We start from the raw sequence: 17,523 nt of genomic DNA, 5'->3' as shown, positions 1-17,523 counted from the left end.
AAAATTTTTTAGTAGGCTACAGTATAGCAGTTAAAATTTGCTTTCTTTAATGTAGAACAAGCATCAAATGCAGCTTTTTTTGATTGAAACCCTGTAAAGCGCGCCCGGTAATAACGCTGCCCATTTTTTTCAAACAGTTGCATATGTGAAGATGCGTGCTTTAAAGTAGAAAAAGCTATATTTTTTGCTTTTAAAAGTAGAGTTTTTGCTTGTTCTTCACTAGGAAGAGAACCTATTTGGATAGCCCATCCGGCATTTTCGGACAAAGAGGCTGTTACAATTTTATGAGTCTTAACCGGTATAGTTTTTTGAGGGTTCGGTATTGGTATAATTACCTTATTTACAGCCGTTATTGCGATGTTGGAGTTTTTAGGTTGTTCTGCAAATGCTGTCAACATAGTCGAAATTTCATCGTCAAAATTACTTAAATCATCTTTAATGGTTGGTATAGGAGTATTGGCGCCAGTGGGTAAGTGATAGCGTACAGAAGCTATTAAACGTTCACCACTTTTCATTTGGCTTGCTTTGGGCAAATATTGATTCAATAAGCTAGCCATATGCTCGTCACGTGCAGTAGATGATTTTCCTCCCATAACAACAGCGACAATAGAGCGCCCCTCAAGACGCATCGAAGTTGCTAAATTAGAACCTGACATTTGTGTGTATCCTGTTTTAATTCCATCGACACCTTTCATTATTTTAACAAGTTTATTGTGGCTGTTAATTTTATGTCCACGGAAATTAAAACTTTTTGTTTTGAACAATTTATATTGTTTGGGAAAATGTTTACGTAAAGCTAAGGACAAAGTCGCTATATCTCGTGCTGTAGAATAATTGCGCACATCCGGAAGTCCTGAAGCATTTGCGAAATGTGTATGTTTCATGCCAAGTTTATGAGCTTTTGCTGTCATCATTTGAGCGAATTTTTTTTCACTACCTCCAAGATATTCTGCAATGGCAGCAGCAACATCATTTGCAGATCTTGTAATGAGTGCTTTAGCTGCTGATTCTGCAGAAATTGTTTGGCCTGCTTTAAACCCAATTTTTGTCGGTGGACGCATTGCTGCATAATGTGAAACAGGAATTGGTGTATTGGGTGTCACACGACGCATCTGCATAGCTTCAAAGAGTAAGTACAATGTCATCATTTTTGTTAAAGAAGCAGGATAACGTTTCAGTGTTGCATTGGCTTGAAATAGAGTTTTTCCCGTAGTAGCATCTATAACAATAGCTGCATACTTATCAGGATAGGCGCCTTGAGGTGTGGCTGATGCCCAACAGTAAGAAAAAGCTAACACAACAAAAGAAATTGCTATTGTTTTACAGTAGCGCATAATTTTTTGATAATTAATATACACTTGCAGTATCCTATTTCTCCATTTATCCTGAAAAACTTCTATAAAGCTTCCTTTTCTGTAATTTGTTGATGCAATTTAGACGAATGGTATTACTAATTTGTTTACAGAAGTTATTTTATGAGTGAGTGATTGAAGTCTAACCATAGAGGGAAATTTTTTTCTAATACAAACAGGTATTGCAATAGTTATGAAAGAATTTAAAATTAATAAAAAATGTGCTGCATGGAAAACGATAATGGGACAGACGCTCATAATAAACTCTATAGCTCATATTATGCATAATGAAAAGGGCAAGAATTGGGATGAAGGTAGGCATGGTGCGGTTATAATGCCTAAGGCTAGAGAAAAACTCGAAAAACCTAAATTATGTCGAGTTTTTTTGCTTAATGATGATTACACACCTATGGATTTTGTTGTTTTTGTTTTGAAGAACTTTTTTAAAAAAAGTTTCGAAGAGGCAACGCGGATAATGTTAAATGTTCATCACAATGGGATAGGAGAATGTGGGACTTATACTTATGAAGTCGCTGAAATGAAAATATTACAAGTGAGAGAATGTGCGCGTCAAAATGAACATCCGTTACAATGTGTAATGGAATGGAAGTGAGGAGCTATGCCATCTTTTACACCTAGTCTTGAAGAGGTTTTACATCGTGCATTAACAATTGCTACTCAAGCACGGCATGAATATGCAACATTAGAGCATCTTCTACTTGCGCTGTTAGATGATGCCGATGCAAATTCCGTTATTCAGGCTTGCCAAGTAGATGTGGAGGAATTGCGAGAGCGCTTAACCAATTATCTTCGCTCAGAGTTAGATGAACAGATTAGAGCTGATGAGGATACAAAGCCTACAGCTTTTTTCCAGCGTGTTATCCAACGTGCGGTGATTCATGCACAATCGGCTGGAAAAGATGAAGTATCGGGGGCAAATGTTCTTGTTGCAATTTTTTCTGAACGTGAAAGCCATGCAGCATATTTTCTTCAAGAGATGGGAATGACACGCTATGATGCTGTACGTTTTATTTCACAGGGTGTCACGCGTGATGATGGGTTATCCATGTTACTTGAAGGACTTGAAGAGCAATTAGATCAGCAGATTTCGGATAATGGTGAAAGAGGAACAAGTGCTTTAACGAATTATTGTGTTGATCTCAATTGTAAAGCACGTAATGGAAAAATTGATTTATTAATTGGCCGTGAAATAGAAATTTCACGCATGATTCAGATTTTATGTCGAAGGTCGAAAAACAATCCGCTTTTGGTTGGTGATCCTGGAGTGGGGAAAACCGCTATAATTGAGGGATTGGCAAAACGCATTGTTGATGGGCAAGTACCTGAAGTTTTATCAAATGCAACAATATTTTCTCTTGATATGGGGGGACTTGTTGCAGGTACACGTTATCGCGGTGATTTTGAAGAACGCTTAAAGCAAGTTATTAAAGAGTTTGAGCTGTATCCAGATGCTATTTTATTTATTGATGAAATTCATACCTTAATTGGAGCAGGAGCGACATTAGGGGGAAATATGGATGCAGCAAATCTTTTGAAACCTGTATTATCTTCTGGAACTATGCGATGTATTGGTTCGACGACTTATAGAGAATATCGCAAATTCTTTGAACAAGATCGTGCTTTAGAGCGTCGTTTTCAGAAGATTGATATTAATGAACCTTCTGTTACAGATGCGATTAAGATTTTGCAAGGGATGAAGCCTTACTTTGAAGATTTTCATCAGATTAAATATACAGATCAGGCGATGAAGGCATCTGTAGAATTATCTTCACGTTATATAATTGATCGTAGGTTACCTGACAAAGCAATTGATATTATTGATGAAAGTGGCGCAGCGCAAAAGCTTTTGCCACAAAAACAACGCAAGAAGAGTATAGGTGTTAAAGAAATTGAAGCGACTGTTGCTACAATTGCAAGAATTCCACCAAAAACAGTTTCTCGGAATGATCAGAAGATACTGAGTAAGCTTGAAAGAGAACTCAAACATGTTGTTTATGGTCAAGATCAGGCAATTTCCGTCTTAGTTTCATCCATAAAATTGGCGCGAGCAGGTTTACGCGAACCGGATAAACCAATAGGAAGTTATTTATTTTCAGGACCAACAGGTGTAGGAAAAACTGAAGTTGCAAAACAGCTTGCATCATCTTTAGGCATTGAATTATTGCGTTTTGATATGTCAGAATATATGGAACGGCATACGATAGCACGTTTAATCGGAGCACCTCCAGGTTATATAGGGTTTGATCAAGGAGGTCTCCTTACAGATGCCGTTGATCAGAAACCTCACGCAGTTCTATTGCTAGATGAGATTGAGAAAGCGCATCCAGAGTTATTTAATATTTTATTGCAGGTAATGGATTATGGTAGATTAACAGACCATAATGGTAAGAAAATTGATTTCCGCAATGTTATTTTGATTATGACGACCAATGCGGGTGCTTCAGATATGGCAAAATCAGCTATTGGATTTGGGAAAGTACATCGTGATGGTGAGGATATAGAAGCAATCAATCGGTTATTTACACCAGAATTTCGTAATCGGTTAGATGCAATTATTCCGTTTGCACCTTTATCTCATTTAATCATCAATCAGATAGTGCAAAAATTTATTTTTCAGCTTGAAGCACAATTAGCTGATCGGGGAATTTGTTTTGAATTAAGCCCTTCAGCAACTTTATGGCTTTCCAATAAAGGATATGATTCTCAGATGGGAGCACGCCCATTAGGGCGTGTTATACAAGAATATATTAAAAAGCCATTAGCTGATGAAATTTTATTTGGAAAGTTACGCAATGGTGGTACCGTTCGCGTATTGACACAAAAATCAAATGGTAAAAAAGAAAGCTTACAGTTAGAAATTTCATCTTCCGATATATCTGTAAGTTCAAAGAAAAGTAAAATGGAAAATTTTACAAAAAAACGTGTAGGAAAAAAAAGCTCAACAACTTAAGAGTGTGTTATAAGGCAGCACGGATTTTTTTTGCATTCTCTTCAAGTATTTCTGTAGGCGTTATCATATCATTATGAGGGGTAAGTTCTATTCCCTCCATACGTGGTATAATATGAAAATGGAGGTGATAAACGGTTTGTTGACTAGCTGCTTCATTAAATTGCATGACAGTTATGCCATCTGCCTGAAAGGCTTTTTTGACGGCATTTGCAATTTTTTGAACAGCTTTAATAACAGGAAATAATGTTTCAGTATCCGCATCAAGTAAGTTTCTTGAGCCTTTTTTAGGAATGACTAGCGTATGACCTGGTGCCTGTGGCATGATATCCATAAATCCAATAACATCATCATCTTCGTAGACACGAACAGAAGGGATTTCATTGCGAATCAATTTAGCAAAAATATTGTTATTGTCGTAAGCTTGTTTCATACAAATATTTCCTTTTATTGTAATTTTAAGATTCTAATTTAAAAACGAAAAAATGCAAGGTTTATCAGAGTGTAAGACAAAGAAGTATTTTGACTTCAGTTATATTTAGGATGGTGCACTGTCTTAATGAAGGTTTAGATTTCTATGATGGCTTCAACTTCTACAGGAACATCCATAGGAAGAGAGGTAACACCAATAGCAGAACGGGCGTGTTTTCCAATTTCACCAAGGATATTGACGAATAAATTAGAAGCTCCATTGGCAACAAAAGGAATATCGGTAAAATGAGAATCTACAGCCACAAAAACAGTAATTTTTACCACACGTTTTATTTTATTTAAGTCACCCAGAGTTGCCTTGAGTTGCGCGAGAATATTGAGAGCGCAAGCTTCGGATGCTTTTTGGGCTTGTTCGGTATTCACAGTTGCACCAACTTTACCGATGGCTATTGGTTTTCCATTAATAAGAGGGAGTTGTCCAGAAATAAAGAGTTGATTGCCACTTTGTGAAGTGGTGATGTAATTGGCAAGGGGGGAGATTACTTCAGGAAGAGTGATTCCGAACTTCTCTAAGTTTTTTTCAATCATATTGGTCATAATGTTAACTCCATAGCTGCTCTATAATATATTCATTGCATAATCTATTTTTTGATTTAAGAAAATGTGTGGTTAATTGAGAAATTAGCCTTTTTTGCCTTATTGTATGATGTTATGCAACGGGGATAAAGTTCGGAAGTTGGGAATGATTAGATCATTATTTATAATAATTTTATATATTGTTTTTTTATGTACTGCGAGAGCTGAAGAGCCCATTTTTATTGTGCCTCATCGAGCAATTTATGATTTTCATCTCGATAGTGTTTCTCATGAAATGACAATTTCTGCGATGTCAGGACGAATGGTTTACGAGCTTACTGGTTCGGCATGCCAAGGCTATAGCACACGTTTTCGTTTCATTAGCCGTGTTCACATTGAAGATATGCCAGTACGTTTGACGGATCAACAGACGACGAGTTATGAGACAGGAGACAGCCGTACATTTCGTTTTAATATCACAGATCAAGAGGGAGAAGAGGTTGTGCATCGTGCCGAGGGGGTTGCGGAGCGTACTCAAGATGGTATTACAGTTACCTTAAAAAAGCCAAAGGAAAAAGAGTATAAGCTTGCAATGGCTGAATTTCCAATAATGCAACTAAAAAATATTATCCGCCATGCAAAAGCAGGAGATCATTTTTACAATGTTACTGTATTTGATGGGACAAATAAAGCAGATAAAGTTATAAAAGAAAGTATCGTCATAGGGGAAAAGAAGACGCTTTTATCTGATAGCGAAACGGAAAAAGTAAGAAAATTGGATGAAGAAGAATATTGGCCTGTTACAATTTCTTATTTTGATGATGGAGAAAATAAAGATGGTTTGCCGGTTTATCGTAGCAGTTTTCTCTTACATGAGAATGGTGTCATGCGTGATCTTCATATAGATTATGGAACTTTTTCAGTGCGTGCAAAATTGAACAGTCTCGAATTCTTGGAACTTGGAAAAGATCTTAATCAATGTGAAAATGCAAATATTAAATGATTAAAGAAAATAACTTGAAAAAGAATCAAATATTAGTATGTTTGCGCTATTCCACACGCGGAGTCTGGGTGTTTGCAAATGATCTGTGAGAAAATTCTAGCAAGCATCCGCCGGTAGCAGGTCTTTCTGCTTTTTCCGCGGAGGTTGAACCGGAAAGGATAAGATTTATGGCACTACCCGATTTTACTATGCACCAGCTTTTAGAAGCCGGTGTGCATTTTGGTCACCAGACTCATCGCTGGAATCCCAAAATGACTCCCTATATTTATGGTCAGCGTAATAATATCCATATTATTGACCTTGCTCAGACCGTTCCACTTTTACACCAAGCGCTTAAACTTGTTTCAGATACTGTAGCGCGTGGTGGTCGTATTCTCTTTGTTGGTACGAAACGGCAAGCATCTGACATTATCGCAGATGCGGCGAATCGTTCCGCCCAGTATTACGTTAATGCACGTTGGCTTGGCGGCATGCTCACAAACTGGAAAACGATTTCCAATTCGATCCATCGTTTGCGGAAGCTTGATAAAATTCTTGCTGCTGAAGCGCAAGGCTTTACCAAAAAGGAACGTTTAAATCTTGAACGTGATCGTGAAAAGCTTAATCGTGCGCTTGGTGGTATTAAAGATATGGGTTCTGTTCCAGATCTTATCTTTGTTATCGATACGAATAAAGAAAATATTGCACTCCAAGAAGCAAAACGTTTAGGTATTCCAGTGATTGCTATTATTGATACCAATTGTGATCCCGATGACGTAACACATCCAATACCAGGTAATGACGATGCTTCACGTGCAATTTCTCTTTATTGCGATCTTTTTGCCCGTGCAGCTCTTGATGGTATTGCACGCCAGCAAGGAGCAATGGGTATCGATTTAGGAGCTCAAGTTGATGCACCTGTGGAGCCTATTTTGGAAGAAAATGCAGTTTCAGAAGTTTCTGAATAATATAAAACGCCTAATTAAGGTACTTTTATTGTCTAAAAAAGAAGTTATAGGCGTGCAGAGGGATTTTGCACGCTTTCACTGTTACAAAATAAAGAGGCAAATATGAGCATTACTGCTGCACAAGTAAAAGAACTTCGAGAACTATCTGGCGCTGGTATGATGGACTGTAAAGCCGCTCTAGCAGAGACCAATGGTGATATGGAAGCTGCTGTTGATTGGCTTCGTAAAAAAGGAATAGCTAAAGCAGATAAAAAGGCTGGTCGTACAGCAGCTGAGGGATTAATCGGAGTCGTATCAAAAGATTCACATGCAGTTTTGGTTGAGATTAATTCTGAAACAGATTTTGTTGCACGCAATGATGGATTCCAAGACATTGTGCGTAAAGTAGCAACTGCTGCCTTAGATACGCCAGGGGATGTTGAATCTGTTTCTGTTTCTCTTTATCCAGGCTCTGAGAAGACTGTAGAGCTTACGATTAAAGATGCAATTGGTACAATTGGCGAAAATATGACATTTCGTCGTTCCGCTAAATTGTCTGTTGAGAATGGTGTTGTTGCGACTTATATACACAATAGTGTGGCTGATGGGCTTGGAAAACTTGGTGTTTTGGTTGCGATTGAAACAACAGGAAATAAGGAAGCTGCTCTTGCTTTTGGTCGGCAGGTCGCGATGCATATTGCGGCAACCAATCCATTAGCACTTACAGCTCAAGATGTTGATGCTGCTGCTGTTGAGCGTGAAAAAGCAATTTTTTCAGATCAAGCACGTCAGTCTGGAAAACCTGAAAATATCATTGAAAAAATGGTAGAAGGACGTATGCGTAAGTTTTTTGAAGAGGTTGTTTTGCTTTCTCAAGCTTTTGTTATGAATCCTGATATAACTGTTGAGGCCGCTTTAAAGGATGCTGAGAAATCAATTGGTGCTCCAGCAAAAATTACAGGCTTTATTCGTTTTGCATTAGGTGAAGGTGTGGAAAAAGAGGAGTCTGATTTTGCTGCAGAGGTTGCTGCTGCTGTAAAAGGCTAGTTATTGCAAACTCTTGAACAGAGATTTAAAGTCATATCGTTGGTTGTAGAATCTCTGAGGGGAACAATGTAATTGTTGAGAGGGCGTCACGTGAAAAAAGTGGTGCCCTTCGTGATGTCAAAAGCAAAAAGTAAATAGGCTTTTGGGGAGATTATTAATGGCATTAGCACTTCCGTATAAACGTATTCTTTTAAAGGCTTCTGGTGAAGCTCTTATGGGAGGGCAGAATTTTGGCATTGATGTTTCTGTTGTAGACCGTATTGCCGCTGATATTGCAGAAGTGCGCACAATGGGGATAGAAGTTGCGGTTGTTATCGGTGGGGGAAATATTTTTCGTGGCGTTGCTGTTGCTTCGCATGGTGGGGACCGAGTGACAGGTGATCATATGGGAATGCTTGCAACTGCTATTAACTCTTTAGCATTGCGAACATCTTTGACAAAATTAGGGGTTGAAACTGTTGTACTCTCTGCGATTGCTATGCCACAAATTTGTGAAAGTTTCTCGCAACGTAAAGCAATAGCTTATATGAATCAGGGAAAAGTTGTTATTTTTGCAGGTGGTACAGGAAATCCATTTTTTACCACTGATTCTGCTGCTACTTTACGTGCAGCAGAAATTGGTGCGGATGTCCTTCTTAAAGGAACACAAGTTGATGGTATTTATTCAGCAGATCCAAAAATAGACCCTACGGCTAAGCGTTTTGACCAATTAACACATGTTGAAGTTTTGCAATGGGGATTATCTGTTATGGATTCAACGGCGGTCACTTTAGCACGTGAGAACAATGTACCGATTATTGTGTATTCCATTCATGAAAAAGGCGGTTTGGCTAAGGTCTTGAATGGAACAGGACGCTTTACAATAGTATCGGAATAAGGGTAAGCTTCAAAGGACAATTGAAGGAGACAGAAATATGAATGTTACATCAATTATGGATGATCTGAAACGTCGCATGGATGGTGCCATTACGGCTTTTAAACATGAATTAGGTGGTTTGCGGACTGGACGTGCATCGGCCAGTTTATTAGAGCCGTTGACCGTTGAATCTTATGGTTCTGTTGTGCATATAAATCAGGTTGCTAATATTTCTGTTCCCGAACCTCGGATGCTTTCTGTTTCTGTATGGGATAAAACGATGGTCGGAGCTGTAGAGCGCGCTATTCGCGATTCTGGTCTTGGTTTAAATCCCATAACTGATGGTACGAATCTACGTATTCCTTTGCCTGAGTTGAATGAAGAGCGCCGTAAAGAACTTGTAAAAATTGCGCATCACTATGCAGAGCAAGCGCGTGTTGCTACACGTCATGTCCGTCGGGATGGTTTGGACAATTTGAAAAAGTTAGAAAAAGATGGTGAAATTGGACAAGATGAAGCCCATAGTTTGTCTGAAAAAGTTCAAAAACTCACAGATGAAACTATTGCTGATATTGATAAAATTTTAGCCGTAAAGGAATCTGAAATTATGCACGTTTAAGACGGTTTTGTCGCTAGAAAAAGGATGTTACACTCCCAAGCCTGTAAATTGTTTCTAGGGATAATAGGAGGGGTGGTGTGTTCTGTGATAGCAAGGTGTGATGCAGGAAGGTATTCTATCATTTTGATATGGGAGAGACTGATTTGAAAGGGCAGATGTTTAAATTTTTTAATCTGCGTGGTAAATCATGCCCTTTGCTGGAAGACACTATTTAACAGCATAGTGTGGGCTTTTAGTTGAGTACGTCTTTGTTAAACTGCATAATGAAAGCATTATTAGAAATTATTCAAATATTCTAAGATGAAGGTTGGGGAAAGAATATTAAGCCTAACCTTTCTCTTATTTCTCATTATAAAACATGTGGGTATGATCGATCAAGCAGATGTTATGTGGCGTAATTCGTTTTTTAATGACGAATAGTTGATAGAAAAGTGTTTTTATACGAAACCTATATTAGTTAATTTGTATGGGGCAGAGGTAGCTGCTTTTTCATTTTATATTTGAGAAAATATTAAAAAAATATTTAGGATTAATCTTGACTGAGATTTTTGAAGCTGTTTTCATTGATTATTAGTCTCATAAGCGCTATCTTAGTAGACTGAATTATTTATGATAAATTATAAGAGAAATTATACAGGTATGAGATAAAAACACTGCGTAGGGGAATTTTTCTTGCGTTAATTTCAGGGCTTGTATTTTCTATTTTTATTGTTTGGATGTTGTTTTGTCTAATTTGGTTTATCGTATTCTGACAGCTTTTGTTTTTGGCGTTATTGCGTTGTATCTAACATGGTTGGGAGGAAACTTCTTTTTTTTATTTGTATGGTGTATTGGCGGTTTTGTTCTTTATGAGTGGATGAGTATTACTAAAGAGAAGTGGTGTGTTTTACAAAAAATATTAGCAAGTATCTTTTACTTGATCTTTGGCTTTTTTTTAGTGTTGAGTGTATCTGCTCCGTTGATTTTTTGTGTTTTAATCGTTTTGGCTGCGGTGTTGGCTATTATATCTATAAAAAAGAGTGGTTGGGTTTTTTGTGGTTTTTTATATGCATCTTTTCCTGTTGTTGCTTTATGCTTTCTACGGGATCATGAAATGTTGGGGTTCCAAGTTGTTATTTTCTTATTTACGATAGTGTGGGGAACAGATATTGGTGGTTATTTTATCGGACGTGCATTAGGGGGCCCTAAATTAGCACCACAATTTTCTCCTAATAAAACATGGTCAGGAGCACTTGGTGGTACATTTGTCGGAGTTTTCGGTGGTATATGGGTTGCTTTTGGATTTTTTGATATAAATTTAGCTAGTTTTTTTGTGCCACTCCTTACACTTGTTTTATCAATTGTTTCACAATTGAGTGATTTAGGGCAATCGTGGCTCAAAAGACGGTTTTCTGTTAAAGATTCTAGTTCTTTATTGCCTGGACATGGTGGTTTTATGGATCGTATAGATGGATTGGTAGGGGCAGCTTTTCTTCTTTATTTAATTGGTTCATTTATGTCTGATATGGATGCGCCTTTTAATCTTTTTAGTATGATCTAATTGGGAGAAGATCGTTTGGAACTTTTAAATCATATCGTCACTATGGGTGATTTTCTTTTAAGAAGTTTGAGTATTCTTTTCATCATTATGATTATCATTTTTGTGCACGAATTTGGGCATTATCTCATTGGTCGGTGGTGTGGTATTAAGGCGTTAATTTTTTCGCTTGGATTTGGACCAGAAATAGCGAGTTATACAGATAAGCATGGCACGAAGTGGCGTTTAGCACTTATCCCCTTAGGAGGTTATGTAAAATTTGTTGGGGATGAGGAAAAAATCGATACGGAATCATTCCAATCATCTCTGATTGTTGATGGTTCATTTGCTAGTGCGCATGCTTGGAAAAAAGCAGCAACTGTTTTTGCCGGTCCTTTCTTCAATGCCCTTTTTACTGTTGTTATTCTAACATTTTTTTTCTTTATCTATGGTCGTGTAGCCATTGAGCCCGTTGTTGGTTCTTTGGTAAAAGATAGCCCTGCTCTTCAATCCGGTTTGGAATTAGGTGATCGTTTTGTTGAAATGGATGGACGACGGGTTGAAAGCTTTGAAGATTTGATGAATTATGTAGCTTTTCATGGAAGAGAACCCATAGAGTTTAAAATAGAACGCATGGGGCGAGTCTTTACAACGATGATTACCCCGAAAGTCGTTGAGCGAGATGATGGATTTGGTAATCGAACACGAAGTGCTATGATAGGTGTAGGTGTTCCTGTTGATTTAAATAATCCAGCACATTTAGATCCAACTTATATAAAACATATTCGCTATGGTTTTGTAACAGCTGTAAGAGAAGCGTCAGACCGTACTGTGTTTATCGCCACTCAAACTGTTCTTTTTATGAGTCGTTTAATAGGAGGAAAAGAGGATCGTTGTCGGCTAAGTGGACCTTCTAAAACCGTTAAAATTGCTTGGAAAGTGAGCGAGACAGGTTTTATCTCTTTGTTGAATTTGGCAGCTTTTCTTTCAATAAGTGTTGGGCTTATTAACCTTTTTCCGATTCTACCGCTTGACGGTGGGCATCTTTTATTGCATGTCATTGAGGTCATTACTGGGAGGAGAATATCTACCAAAATTCAGGGAATTGTTTTTCGTTTAGGTTTTTCCATTCTTCTCCTTTTTATGATCTTTGTCTTTTTTAATGATTATTTTTGTTGGTTTAGCTAATTAAATTATGGAAAACGCTTTATAAATTAAGTAATAATAGCAAAAACAAATTTAAGGTTGTTTACCATGTCTACAAAATGTTGTGGCGTTGTAGATTATAATGAGTAATTAAGGAATGAAAAGTCTCGCTGTAAAGCTGTAAAAAGGTTGTTATGGCAGTTAGCTTTTTAAGGCATCATGTCCAAGGAACGAGAGTAAGGTAAAAAAGCCAATGACTACGAATTCAAAGTTTTTAAATGCAGCATCTGTATTGGTGTTAAAGATGGGGATGATTGCCCCAGCAACGGTTTTTATGTCAATTGCTGCGGTCGGAGAAATACAAGCGTCTGTAGTCCGCTCTATTGAGGTTCGTGGGAATAAGTTTGTAAGTTCTCAGGCGATTCGAGACAATATGGGGATTAAGGTTGGGCAAGGTGTTTCCAGTGGTGATGTTGATAGTGCTGTGAAGAACCTTTTCGAATTGGGTTTATTTTATGATGTTAAAATAAATCCGGTGGGTGATAAATTGGTTGTATTCGTAAAAGAATATGAGGTTGTCAATCAAATATTGTTTCAAGGAAATAAATCTTTTAAAGACCCAGATCTTAAGCGGTTTATTTCTTTAAAACCGAATGAGCCTTTTAATTCTGCTAAGCTTTCTGCTGATATAAATACAATTCGTGAGGCTTATAAAACTCTTGGTCGTAATAATATCACTGTTAACGTTCAAACGATTAACCTTGGAAAAGGGCGGGTTAATGTGGTATTTAATGTCGTTGAAGGGAAAAAAACAAAGATTGGTGATATCACTTTTAAGGGCAATAGTGTCTTTGGAAGTCGCCGTTTGCGTGATGTGATTTCAACAAAAACTTCAGGAATTTTTTCGAAGTTGTTGGGAGGTGATGTTTACAGTGAAGAGCGCCTCGCTGTTGATGAAGAAGCTTTACGTCGCTTTTATTATAACCGTGGTTATGCAGATTTTCGTGTAGTCTCTTCTAAAGCAACTTTTGATGCAGCAAGCAATACGTATAAAATTTCTTTCGTTCTTGATGAGGGTGCGCTCTATAAAATTAGCGATATTCAGGTTGAAAGTGATGTTGATGGAATTGACGTTCAATCTGTGAAAAGGGTGCTTAAAACCCAGCCAGGTAATGTTTATAGTGCAGAAGATATTGAACAGTCTGTTGCAACTATTAATAACAAAGTTGCTGATTCGGGATATGCTTTTGCTAAAGTTGAACCGCGGGGAAATCGTAATTTAGCAAATCATACAATTTCAATTTTATATAATATTGAACAGGGTACACGTGCTTATATTCAACGTATTGATATACGTGGCAATGAGAAAACGCGTGATTACGTCATTCGCCGTGAGATTGATTTAAATGAAGGAGATGCTTACAATCAAACTTTACTACAGCGGGCGAAACGTCGTCTAGAAAGTTTAGGTTTCTTCAAAGCCGTTAATATTTCAATGGTTCCCACAGATCAATCTGACCAAGTTGTTTTGGTAATAGATGTCGTTGAAGCTTCAACAGGAGATCTCTCTCTTTCTGGAGGGTATACAACAGGGGGAACAAGTCCTGGTATGTCACTTGAAGTTTCTGTTACTGAACGTAATCTTGGGGGACGTGGTCAATATGTTCGTTTAGGATTAGGTGCGGGGCAAGAAAAATCTCGTAATTATAATTTATCATTTGTTGATCCTTATTTCTTAGGATATCGTTTATCTGCTGGCGTTGATGTTTTTCGTAGTACTTATCGTGCTGATAAAGCCTATGATGTACGGCAGACAGGTGGATCGCTGCGGTTTTCGTTACCTATTAATAATCAATTATCTGCTAATGTAGCTTATTCTTATGTGCAGGAAGAATATGATTTTGGCGGAGAGTATGATTTTGACAAAGAGGGTGACATAATAGAATTATATGGGAAATATTCTGGTGCGATTGTTCAAGCTGCAAAACACAGCCCTTGGAAACGTTCATCAATTAGTTATGGTTTCACCTATAATACGATTGATGATATGAGATCCCCCCATGATGGGTGGTACGTGCATCTGCTTCAGGAATATGCAGGGCTTGGTGGGAGTGCAAAGTTCTTGAAGACCACGGGTAAGGCGATGATGTACAAGACTCTTTCTGACCAGAAGGATATCGTTGGTTTGCTTTCCTTTGGGGGTGGTTATATCCATGAAGTAGGCAAAGAAGGTGTTCGTATTTTCGATATGTTTAAAGTAAATTCTGATATGATTCGAGGGTTCAAATATAATGGAATAGGTCCGCGCCAGGTTTCCAGTAAGGGTGAGGTTTATTTCTTGGGGGGAACGACATATATGAATGCGACTGCTGAAGTACAGTTTCCTATCCCTGTTGTGCCTGAAGGATTCGGGTTGCGCGGTGCTTTATTTGCGGATATTGCCACGCTTTATGGCAATAATTATAAAGCCGTTTTTCAGGGTGAACCGTCTGTTACCAATACCAAAAGTGCTTGGCGTTCATCTGCAGGTGTGAGTTTGATGTGGGATTCTCCGTTTGGTCCTTTGCGTTTTGATTATGCTTGGCCAATAACGAAGCAGGAAGGTGATCGTTTGCAACAATTGAACTTTGGTATTTCTACGAAGTTCTGATTTGAGCGATTTTAAGAAGGAAAAATTTGAAGAGAATAGCTTAAGCTGGGAGAGAAAGTGTTTTGATGGCGGATACATTTTTTTTTACGCCGTCCCGACGATTGACAGTTGCAAATGCTGCTGAGTTGACGGGTGCAAAGCTTCTTAATCCAGAGTTTTCTCATAAAGTTATCAATACTCTTTCTTCACTTGAGAGTGCGGTGGAAGGTTCGCTTGTTTTTGTAGAGCATCGGAAGTTTTCTGATGCTTTACTGGACAGTTCTGCTGTTGCTGTTTTGTGTACGAATGAGATTGTTTTTAAAGTTCCCGAAACTATGGCAATTTTGGTGACATCCACACCACAGCGTGACTTTGCTCAGATTGGTCGTATTTTGTTTCCAGATTCTGTCAAGCCAATGCCTTGGTTGGGGCAGAAGGGGATTTCATTACATGCGCATATTCATCCAACGGCTAAGTTGGCACATGATGTGTGTATTGAAGCTGGAGCTGTTATTGGTAAAAATGTTGAGATTGGTGCAGGAACTCTTATTTCATCCACAGCTGTTATCGGTGAAAATTGCCGTATTGGATGTGACTGCTATATTGCTCCTAAGGTAACAGTTCAGTGTTCTATAATAGGTGATAAGGTTCAGCTTTATCCTGGCGTTTGCATTGGACAAGATGGTTTTGGTTATGTTGGAGGCGGAGTTGGAATCGAGAAAATTCCACAGCTTGGTCGTGTTATTATTGAGGATGGTGTAGAAGTTGGTGCGAACACGACAATTGATCGTGGGACATTTCAAGATACTGTTATTGGTGAAGGAAGCAAGATTGATAATCTTGTACAAATTGCCCACAATGTAAAAATTGGCCGCTATTGTCTTATTGCCGCTCAATGTGGCATTGCGGGAAGTACATCTATAGGGGATATGTCTCAGCTTGGCGGAAGTGTGGGAGTAGCTGATCACATCATAATAGGTAAATCTGTTCAGATTGCTGCTCGTAGTGGTGTTATGAATGACATTCCGGATGGCGAAAAATGGGGAGGTAGTCCAGCGCGACCATTTAAACAATGGTTTCGTGAAGTAGCGGCGTTGCGCAGTATGGGAAAAGTTAAAAAGGAGAAACGCTGATATGATCAGCAGTGAAAAAACTAAAAACTTAGAGGCTGTCGATATTGAAAAACTATTATCAATATTACCGCACCGTTATCCATTTTTATTGATTGATCGTATCGTTGATATTGATGGTGAACAAGAAGCGATTGGTATTAAAAATATAACGATTAATGAGCCACATTTTACGGGACATTTTCCCGCAAAGCCTGTTATGCCTGGAGTTTTGATTTTAGAAGCTATGGCACAAACGGCAGGAGCAATAGCACTTTTAAATTTAGGCAATAAGCAAACAAATTTAGTTTACCTTATGACGGTTGATAATGCGAAATTTCGTAAGCCGGTTATGCCTGGTGATCAGCTCAAGATTCATGTTCAGCTTTTGAAAAAAAGATCTGGTATGAGACGTTTTTCATGTGTTGCAAAAGTAGAAGATGTCCGCGTCGCTGAAGCAGAAATTGCTGCGATGATTGTCGAAGAAGAATAAACGATATTTGATGGGAATTTAAAAATGTCCGGTACGAAAATCCATCCAACTGCTCTTGTGGAGAAGGGAGCGCAGCTTGGTGAGAATGTACGCGTTGGACCATTTTGCCATATTAGTTCAGAGGCTGTTATTGGTGATGAATGTAGTTTGACAAGTCATGTTGTAATAATGGGAAAGACAACATTAGGAGCCAAGAGTAAAGTATTTTCTCATGCTGTTTTGGGGGCAGATCCGCAAAATAATAAACATAAAGGAGGAGCTACAACTCTTTTTATTGGTAAGAATTGTACGATTCGTGAAGGTGTAACAATGCATAGGGGTTCCGATTCGAGTGTAGGAATGACAGTTGTTGGTGATAATTGCCAATTTTTTTGTTATGCGCATATCGCTCACGATTGTTATGTAGGCAATCATGTAACATTTGCCAATAACGCAATGATTGCTGGTCATGTCACTGTTGGTGATTATGTGATTATTGGTGGTGGTGCTGCTGTTCATCAATTTGTTCGTGTTGGACATCATGCATTTATCGGCGGCGTATCTGCACTGGTTGGTGATCTGATACCTTATGGAACAGCTGTTGGTGTGCAGGCAAAACTTGCCGGCCTCAATATTATTGGCATGAAGCGTGCAGGACTTGAGCGTCAAGATATTCATGCACTCCGTCATGCAGTTGCCATGCTTTTTGATCATAGCAAACCATTTAAAGAGCGTGTTAGTGATGTTGCTTCTTTTTATTCTTCTTCTCAGTCTGTTTCTGAAGTTGTTAATTTTATTAAAGAAGAAGGAAAGCGTTTTTATTGTACACCAAAATTTGAAGGTGATAAAATAAAAGAACATAAGGATTAAAA

16 protein-coding genes are annotated in these 17,523 nt (G+C 38.2%); 13 read left to right on the top strand and 3 right to left on the bottom strand.

The features are described from left to right. Nucleotides 1-8: 8 nt before the first annotated feature. Nucleotides 9-1,358: a D-alanyl-D-alanine carboxypeptidase gene (locus ACFIJZ_RS05305; protein ID WP_375631238.1), complete on the bottom strand. Its 1,350-nt coding sequence runs from the start codon at nt 1,356-1,358 to the stop codon at nt 9-11. Between the two features lie 235 nt (nt 1,359-1,593). Between ACFIJZ_RS05305 and clpS the strand changes: the two genes are divergently transcribed. After that, nucleotides 1,594-1,965, top strand: a complete 372-nt coding sequence (clpS, locus tag ACFIJZ_RS05300) for an ATP-dependent Clp protease adapter ClpS (RefSeq protein WP_273790742.1) — start codon at nt 1,594-1,596, stop codon at nt 1,963-1,965. Nucleotides 1,966-1,971: 6 nt separating this feature from the next. Continuing rightward, a complete protein-coding gene (gene clpA, locus ACFIJZ_RS05295; protein WP_375631237.1) occupies nt 1,972-4,323 on the top strand; it encodes an ATP-dependent Clp protease ATP-binding subunit ClpA in 2,352 nt (783 codons plus the stop codon). 7 nt (nt 4,324-4,330) lie between these two features. On the opposite strand, the gene ACFIJZ_RS05290 is transcribed toward clpA, so the two are convergent. Both ACFIJZ_RS05290 and ACFIJZ_RS05285 read right to left on the bottom strand, forming a co-directional pair. Next, the gene (locus ACFIJZ_RS05290; RefSeq protein ID WP_375631236.1) at nt 4,331-4,753 is read right to left on the bottom strand and encodes an HIT family protein; all 423 of its coding nucleotides are present in this window, start codon (nt 4,751-4,753) and stop codon (nt 4,331-4,333) included. A 134-nt stretch (nt 4,754-4,887) separates the two neighbouring features. After that, a complete protein-coding gene (locus ACFIJZ_RS05285) occupies nt 4,888-5,349 on the bottom strand; it encodes a RidA family protein (RefSeq protein ID WP_375631235.1) in 462 nt (153 codons plus the stop codon). Nucleotides 5,350-5,494: 145 nt separating this feature from the next. Here ACFIJZ_RS05285 and ACFIJZ_RS05280 point away from each other — a divergent pair, with 145 nt between their 5' ends. The 11 genes from ACFIJZ_RS05280 (at nt 5,495) to lpxA (ending at nt 17,521) form a co-directional block, all read left to right on the top strand. Further along, nucleotides 5,495-6,331 carry a cell envelope integrity EipB family protein gene (locus ACFIJZ_RS05280; protein WP_273790664.1) on the top strand — a complete coding sequence of 279 codons (837 nt, stop codon included), beginning with the start codon at nt 5,495-5,497 and terminating at the stop codon, nt 6,329-6,331. 167 nt (nt 6,332-6,498) lie between these two features. Beyond that, complete coding sequence (gene rpsB / locus ACFIJZ_RS05275) at nt 6,499-7,278, top strand: 30S ribosomal protein S2 (protein WP_273788135.1); 780 nt, start codon at nt 6,499-6,501, stop codon at nt 7,276-7,278. Between the two features lie 102 nt (nt 7,279-7,380). Next, entirely contained in the window at nt 7,381-8,304 is a 924-nt protein-coding gene (gene tsf / locus ACFIJZ_RS05270) for a translation elongation factor Ts (protein ID WP_375630041.1), read from the top strand. 157 nt (nt 8,305-8,461) lie between these two features. Then, nucleotides 8,462-9,181, top strand: coding sequence for a UMP kinase (pyrH, locus tag ACFIJZ_RS05265; RefSeq protein ID WP_273790666.1), 720 nt, complete (start codon nt 8,462-8,464; stop codon nt 9,179-9,181). A gap of 37 nt (nt 9,182-9,218) precedes the next feature. Further along, complete coding sequence (frr, locus tag ACFIJZ_RS05260; protein WP_273790667.1) at nt 9,219-9,779, top strand: ribosome recycling factor; 561 nt, start codon at nt 9,219-9,221, stop codon at nt 9,777-9,779. 724 nt (nt 9,780-10,503) lie between these two features. Beyond that, on the top strand, nt 10,504-11,319 hold the full coding sequence (locus tag ACFIJZ_RS05255; protein ID WP_273790668.1) for a phosphatidate cytidylyltransferase: 816 nt from the start codon (nt 10,504-10,506) through the stop codon (nt 11,317-11,319). Nucleotides 11,320-11,334: 15 nt separating this feature from the next. Further along, nucleotides 11,335-12,483, top strand: coding sequence for an RIP metalloprotease (locus tag ACFIJZ_RS05250; RefSeq protein ID WP_375631234.1), 1,149 nt, complete (start codon nt 11,335-11,337; stop codon nt 12,481-12,483). Nucleotides 12,484-12,694: 211 nt separating this feature from the next. Next, entirely contained in the window at nt 12,695-15,091 is a 2,397-nt protein-coding gene (gene bamA, locus ACFIJZ_RS05245) for an outer membrane protein assembly factor BamA (RefSeq protein WP_273790670.1), read from the top strand. 65 nt (nt 15,092-15,156) lie between these two features. Beyond that, entirely contained in the window at nt 15,157-16,203 is a 1,047-nt protein-coding gene (gene lpxD / locus ACFIJZ_RS05240; RefSeq protein WP_273790671.1) for a UDP-3-O-(3-hydroxymyristoyl)glucosamine N-acyltransferase, read from the top strand. Between the two features lies 1 nt (nt 16,204). After that, on the top strand, nt 16,205-16,672 hold the full coding sequence (gene fabZ, locus ACFIJZ_RS05235) for a 3-hydroxyacyl-ACP dehydratase FabZ (RefSeq protein ID WP_273790672.1): 468 nt from the start codon (nt 16,205-16,207) through the stop codon (nt 16,670-16,672). 24 nt (nt 16,673-16,696) lie between these two features. Next, entirely contained in the window at nt 16,697-17,521 is an 825-nt protein-coding gene (lpxA, locus tag ACFIJZ_RS05230; protein ID WP_273790673.1) for an acyl-ACP--UDP-N-acetylglucosamine O-acyltransferase, read from the top strand. Nucleotides 17,522-17,523: the final 2 nt, after the last annotated feature.

This window comes from Bartonella sp. CL70QHWL, from assembly GCF_042194855.1.
Lineage (GTDB): Bacteria > Pseudomonadota > Alphaproteobacteria > Rhizobiales > Rhizobiaceae > Bartonella.
The sequence above is the reverse complement of the archived record's forward strand: the minus strand, read 5'-3'. Positions and strand labels throughout refer to the sequence as shown.

What these genes read in the sequence shown, in the direction of transcription:
- clpS (WP_273790742.1), top strand. Translation starts at nt 1,594, where the DNA reads ATGGGACAGACGCTCATAATAAACTCTATAGCTCATATTATGCATAAT.
- clpA (WP_375631237.1), top strand. Translation starts at nt 1,972, where the DNA reads ATGCCATCTTTTACACCTAGTCTTGAAGAGGTTTTACATCGTGCATTA.
- ACFIJZ_RS05290 (WP_375631236.1), bottom strand. Translation starts at nt 4,753, where the DNA reads ATGAAACAAGCTTACGACAATAACAATATTTTTGCTAAATTGATTCGC.
- ACFIJZ_RS05285 (WP_375631235.1), bottom strand. Translation starts at nt 5,349, where the DNA reads ATGACCAATATGATTGAAAAAAACTTAGAGAAGTTCGGAATCACTCTT.
- ACFIJZ_RS05280 (WP_273790664.1), top strand. Translation starts at nt 5,495, where the DNA reads ATGATTAGATCATTATTTATAATAATTTTATATATTGTTTTTTTATGT.
- rpsB (WP_273788135.1), top strand. Translation starts at nt 6,499, where the DNA reads ATGGCACTACCCGATTTTACTATGCACCAGCTTTTAGAAGCCGGTGTG.
- tsf (WP_375630041.1), top strand. Translation starts at nt 7,381, where the DNA reads ATGAGCATTACTGCTGCACAAGTAAAAGAACTTCGAGAACTATCTGGC.
- pyrH (WP_273790666.1), top strand. Translation starts at nt 8,462, where the DNA reads ATGGCATTAGCACTTCCGTATAAACGTATTCTTTTAAAGGCTTCTGGT.
- frr (WP_273790667.1), top strand. Translation starts at nt 9,219, where the DNA reads ATGAATGTTACATCAATTATGGATGATCTGAAACGTCGCATGGATGGT.
- bamA (WP_273790670.1), top strand. Translation starts at nt 12,695, where the DNA reads ATGACTACGAATTCAAAGTTTTTAAATGCAGCATCTGTATTGGTGTTA.
- lpxD (WP_273790671.1), top strand. Translation starts at nt 15,157, where the DNA reads ATGGCGGATACATTTTTTTTTACGCCGTCCCGACGATTGACAGTTGCA.
- fabZ (WP_273790672.1), top strand. Translation starts at nt 16,205, where the DNA reads ATGATCAGCAGTGAAAAAACTAAAAACTTAGAGGCTGTCGATATTGAA.
- lpxA (WP_273790673.1), top strand. Translation starts at nt 16,697, where the DNA reads ATGTCCGGTACGAAAATCCATCCAACTGCTCTTGTGGAGAAGGGAGCG.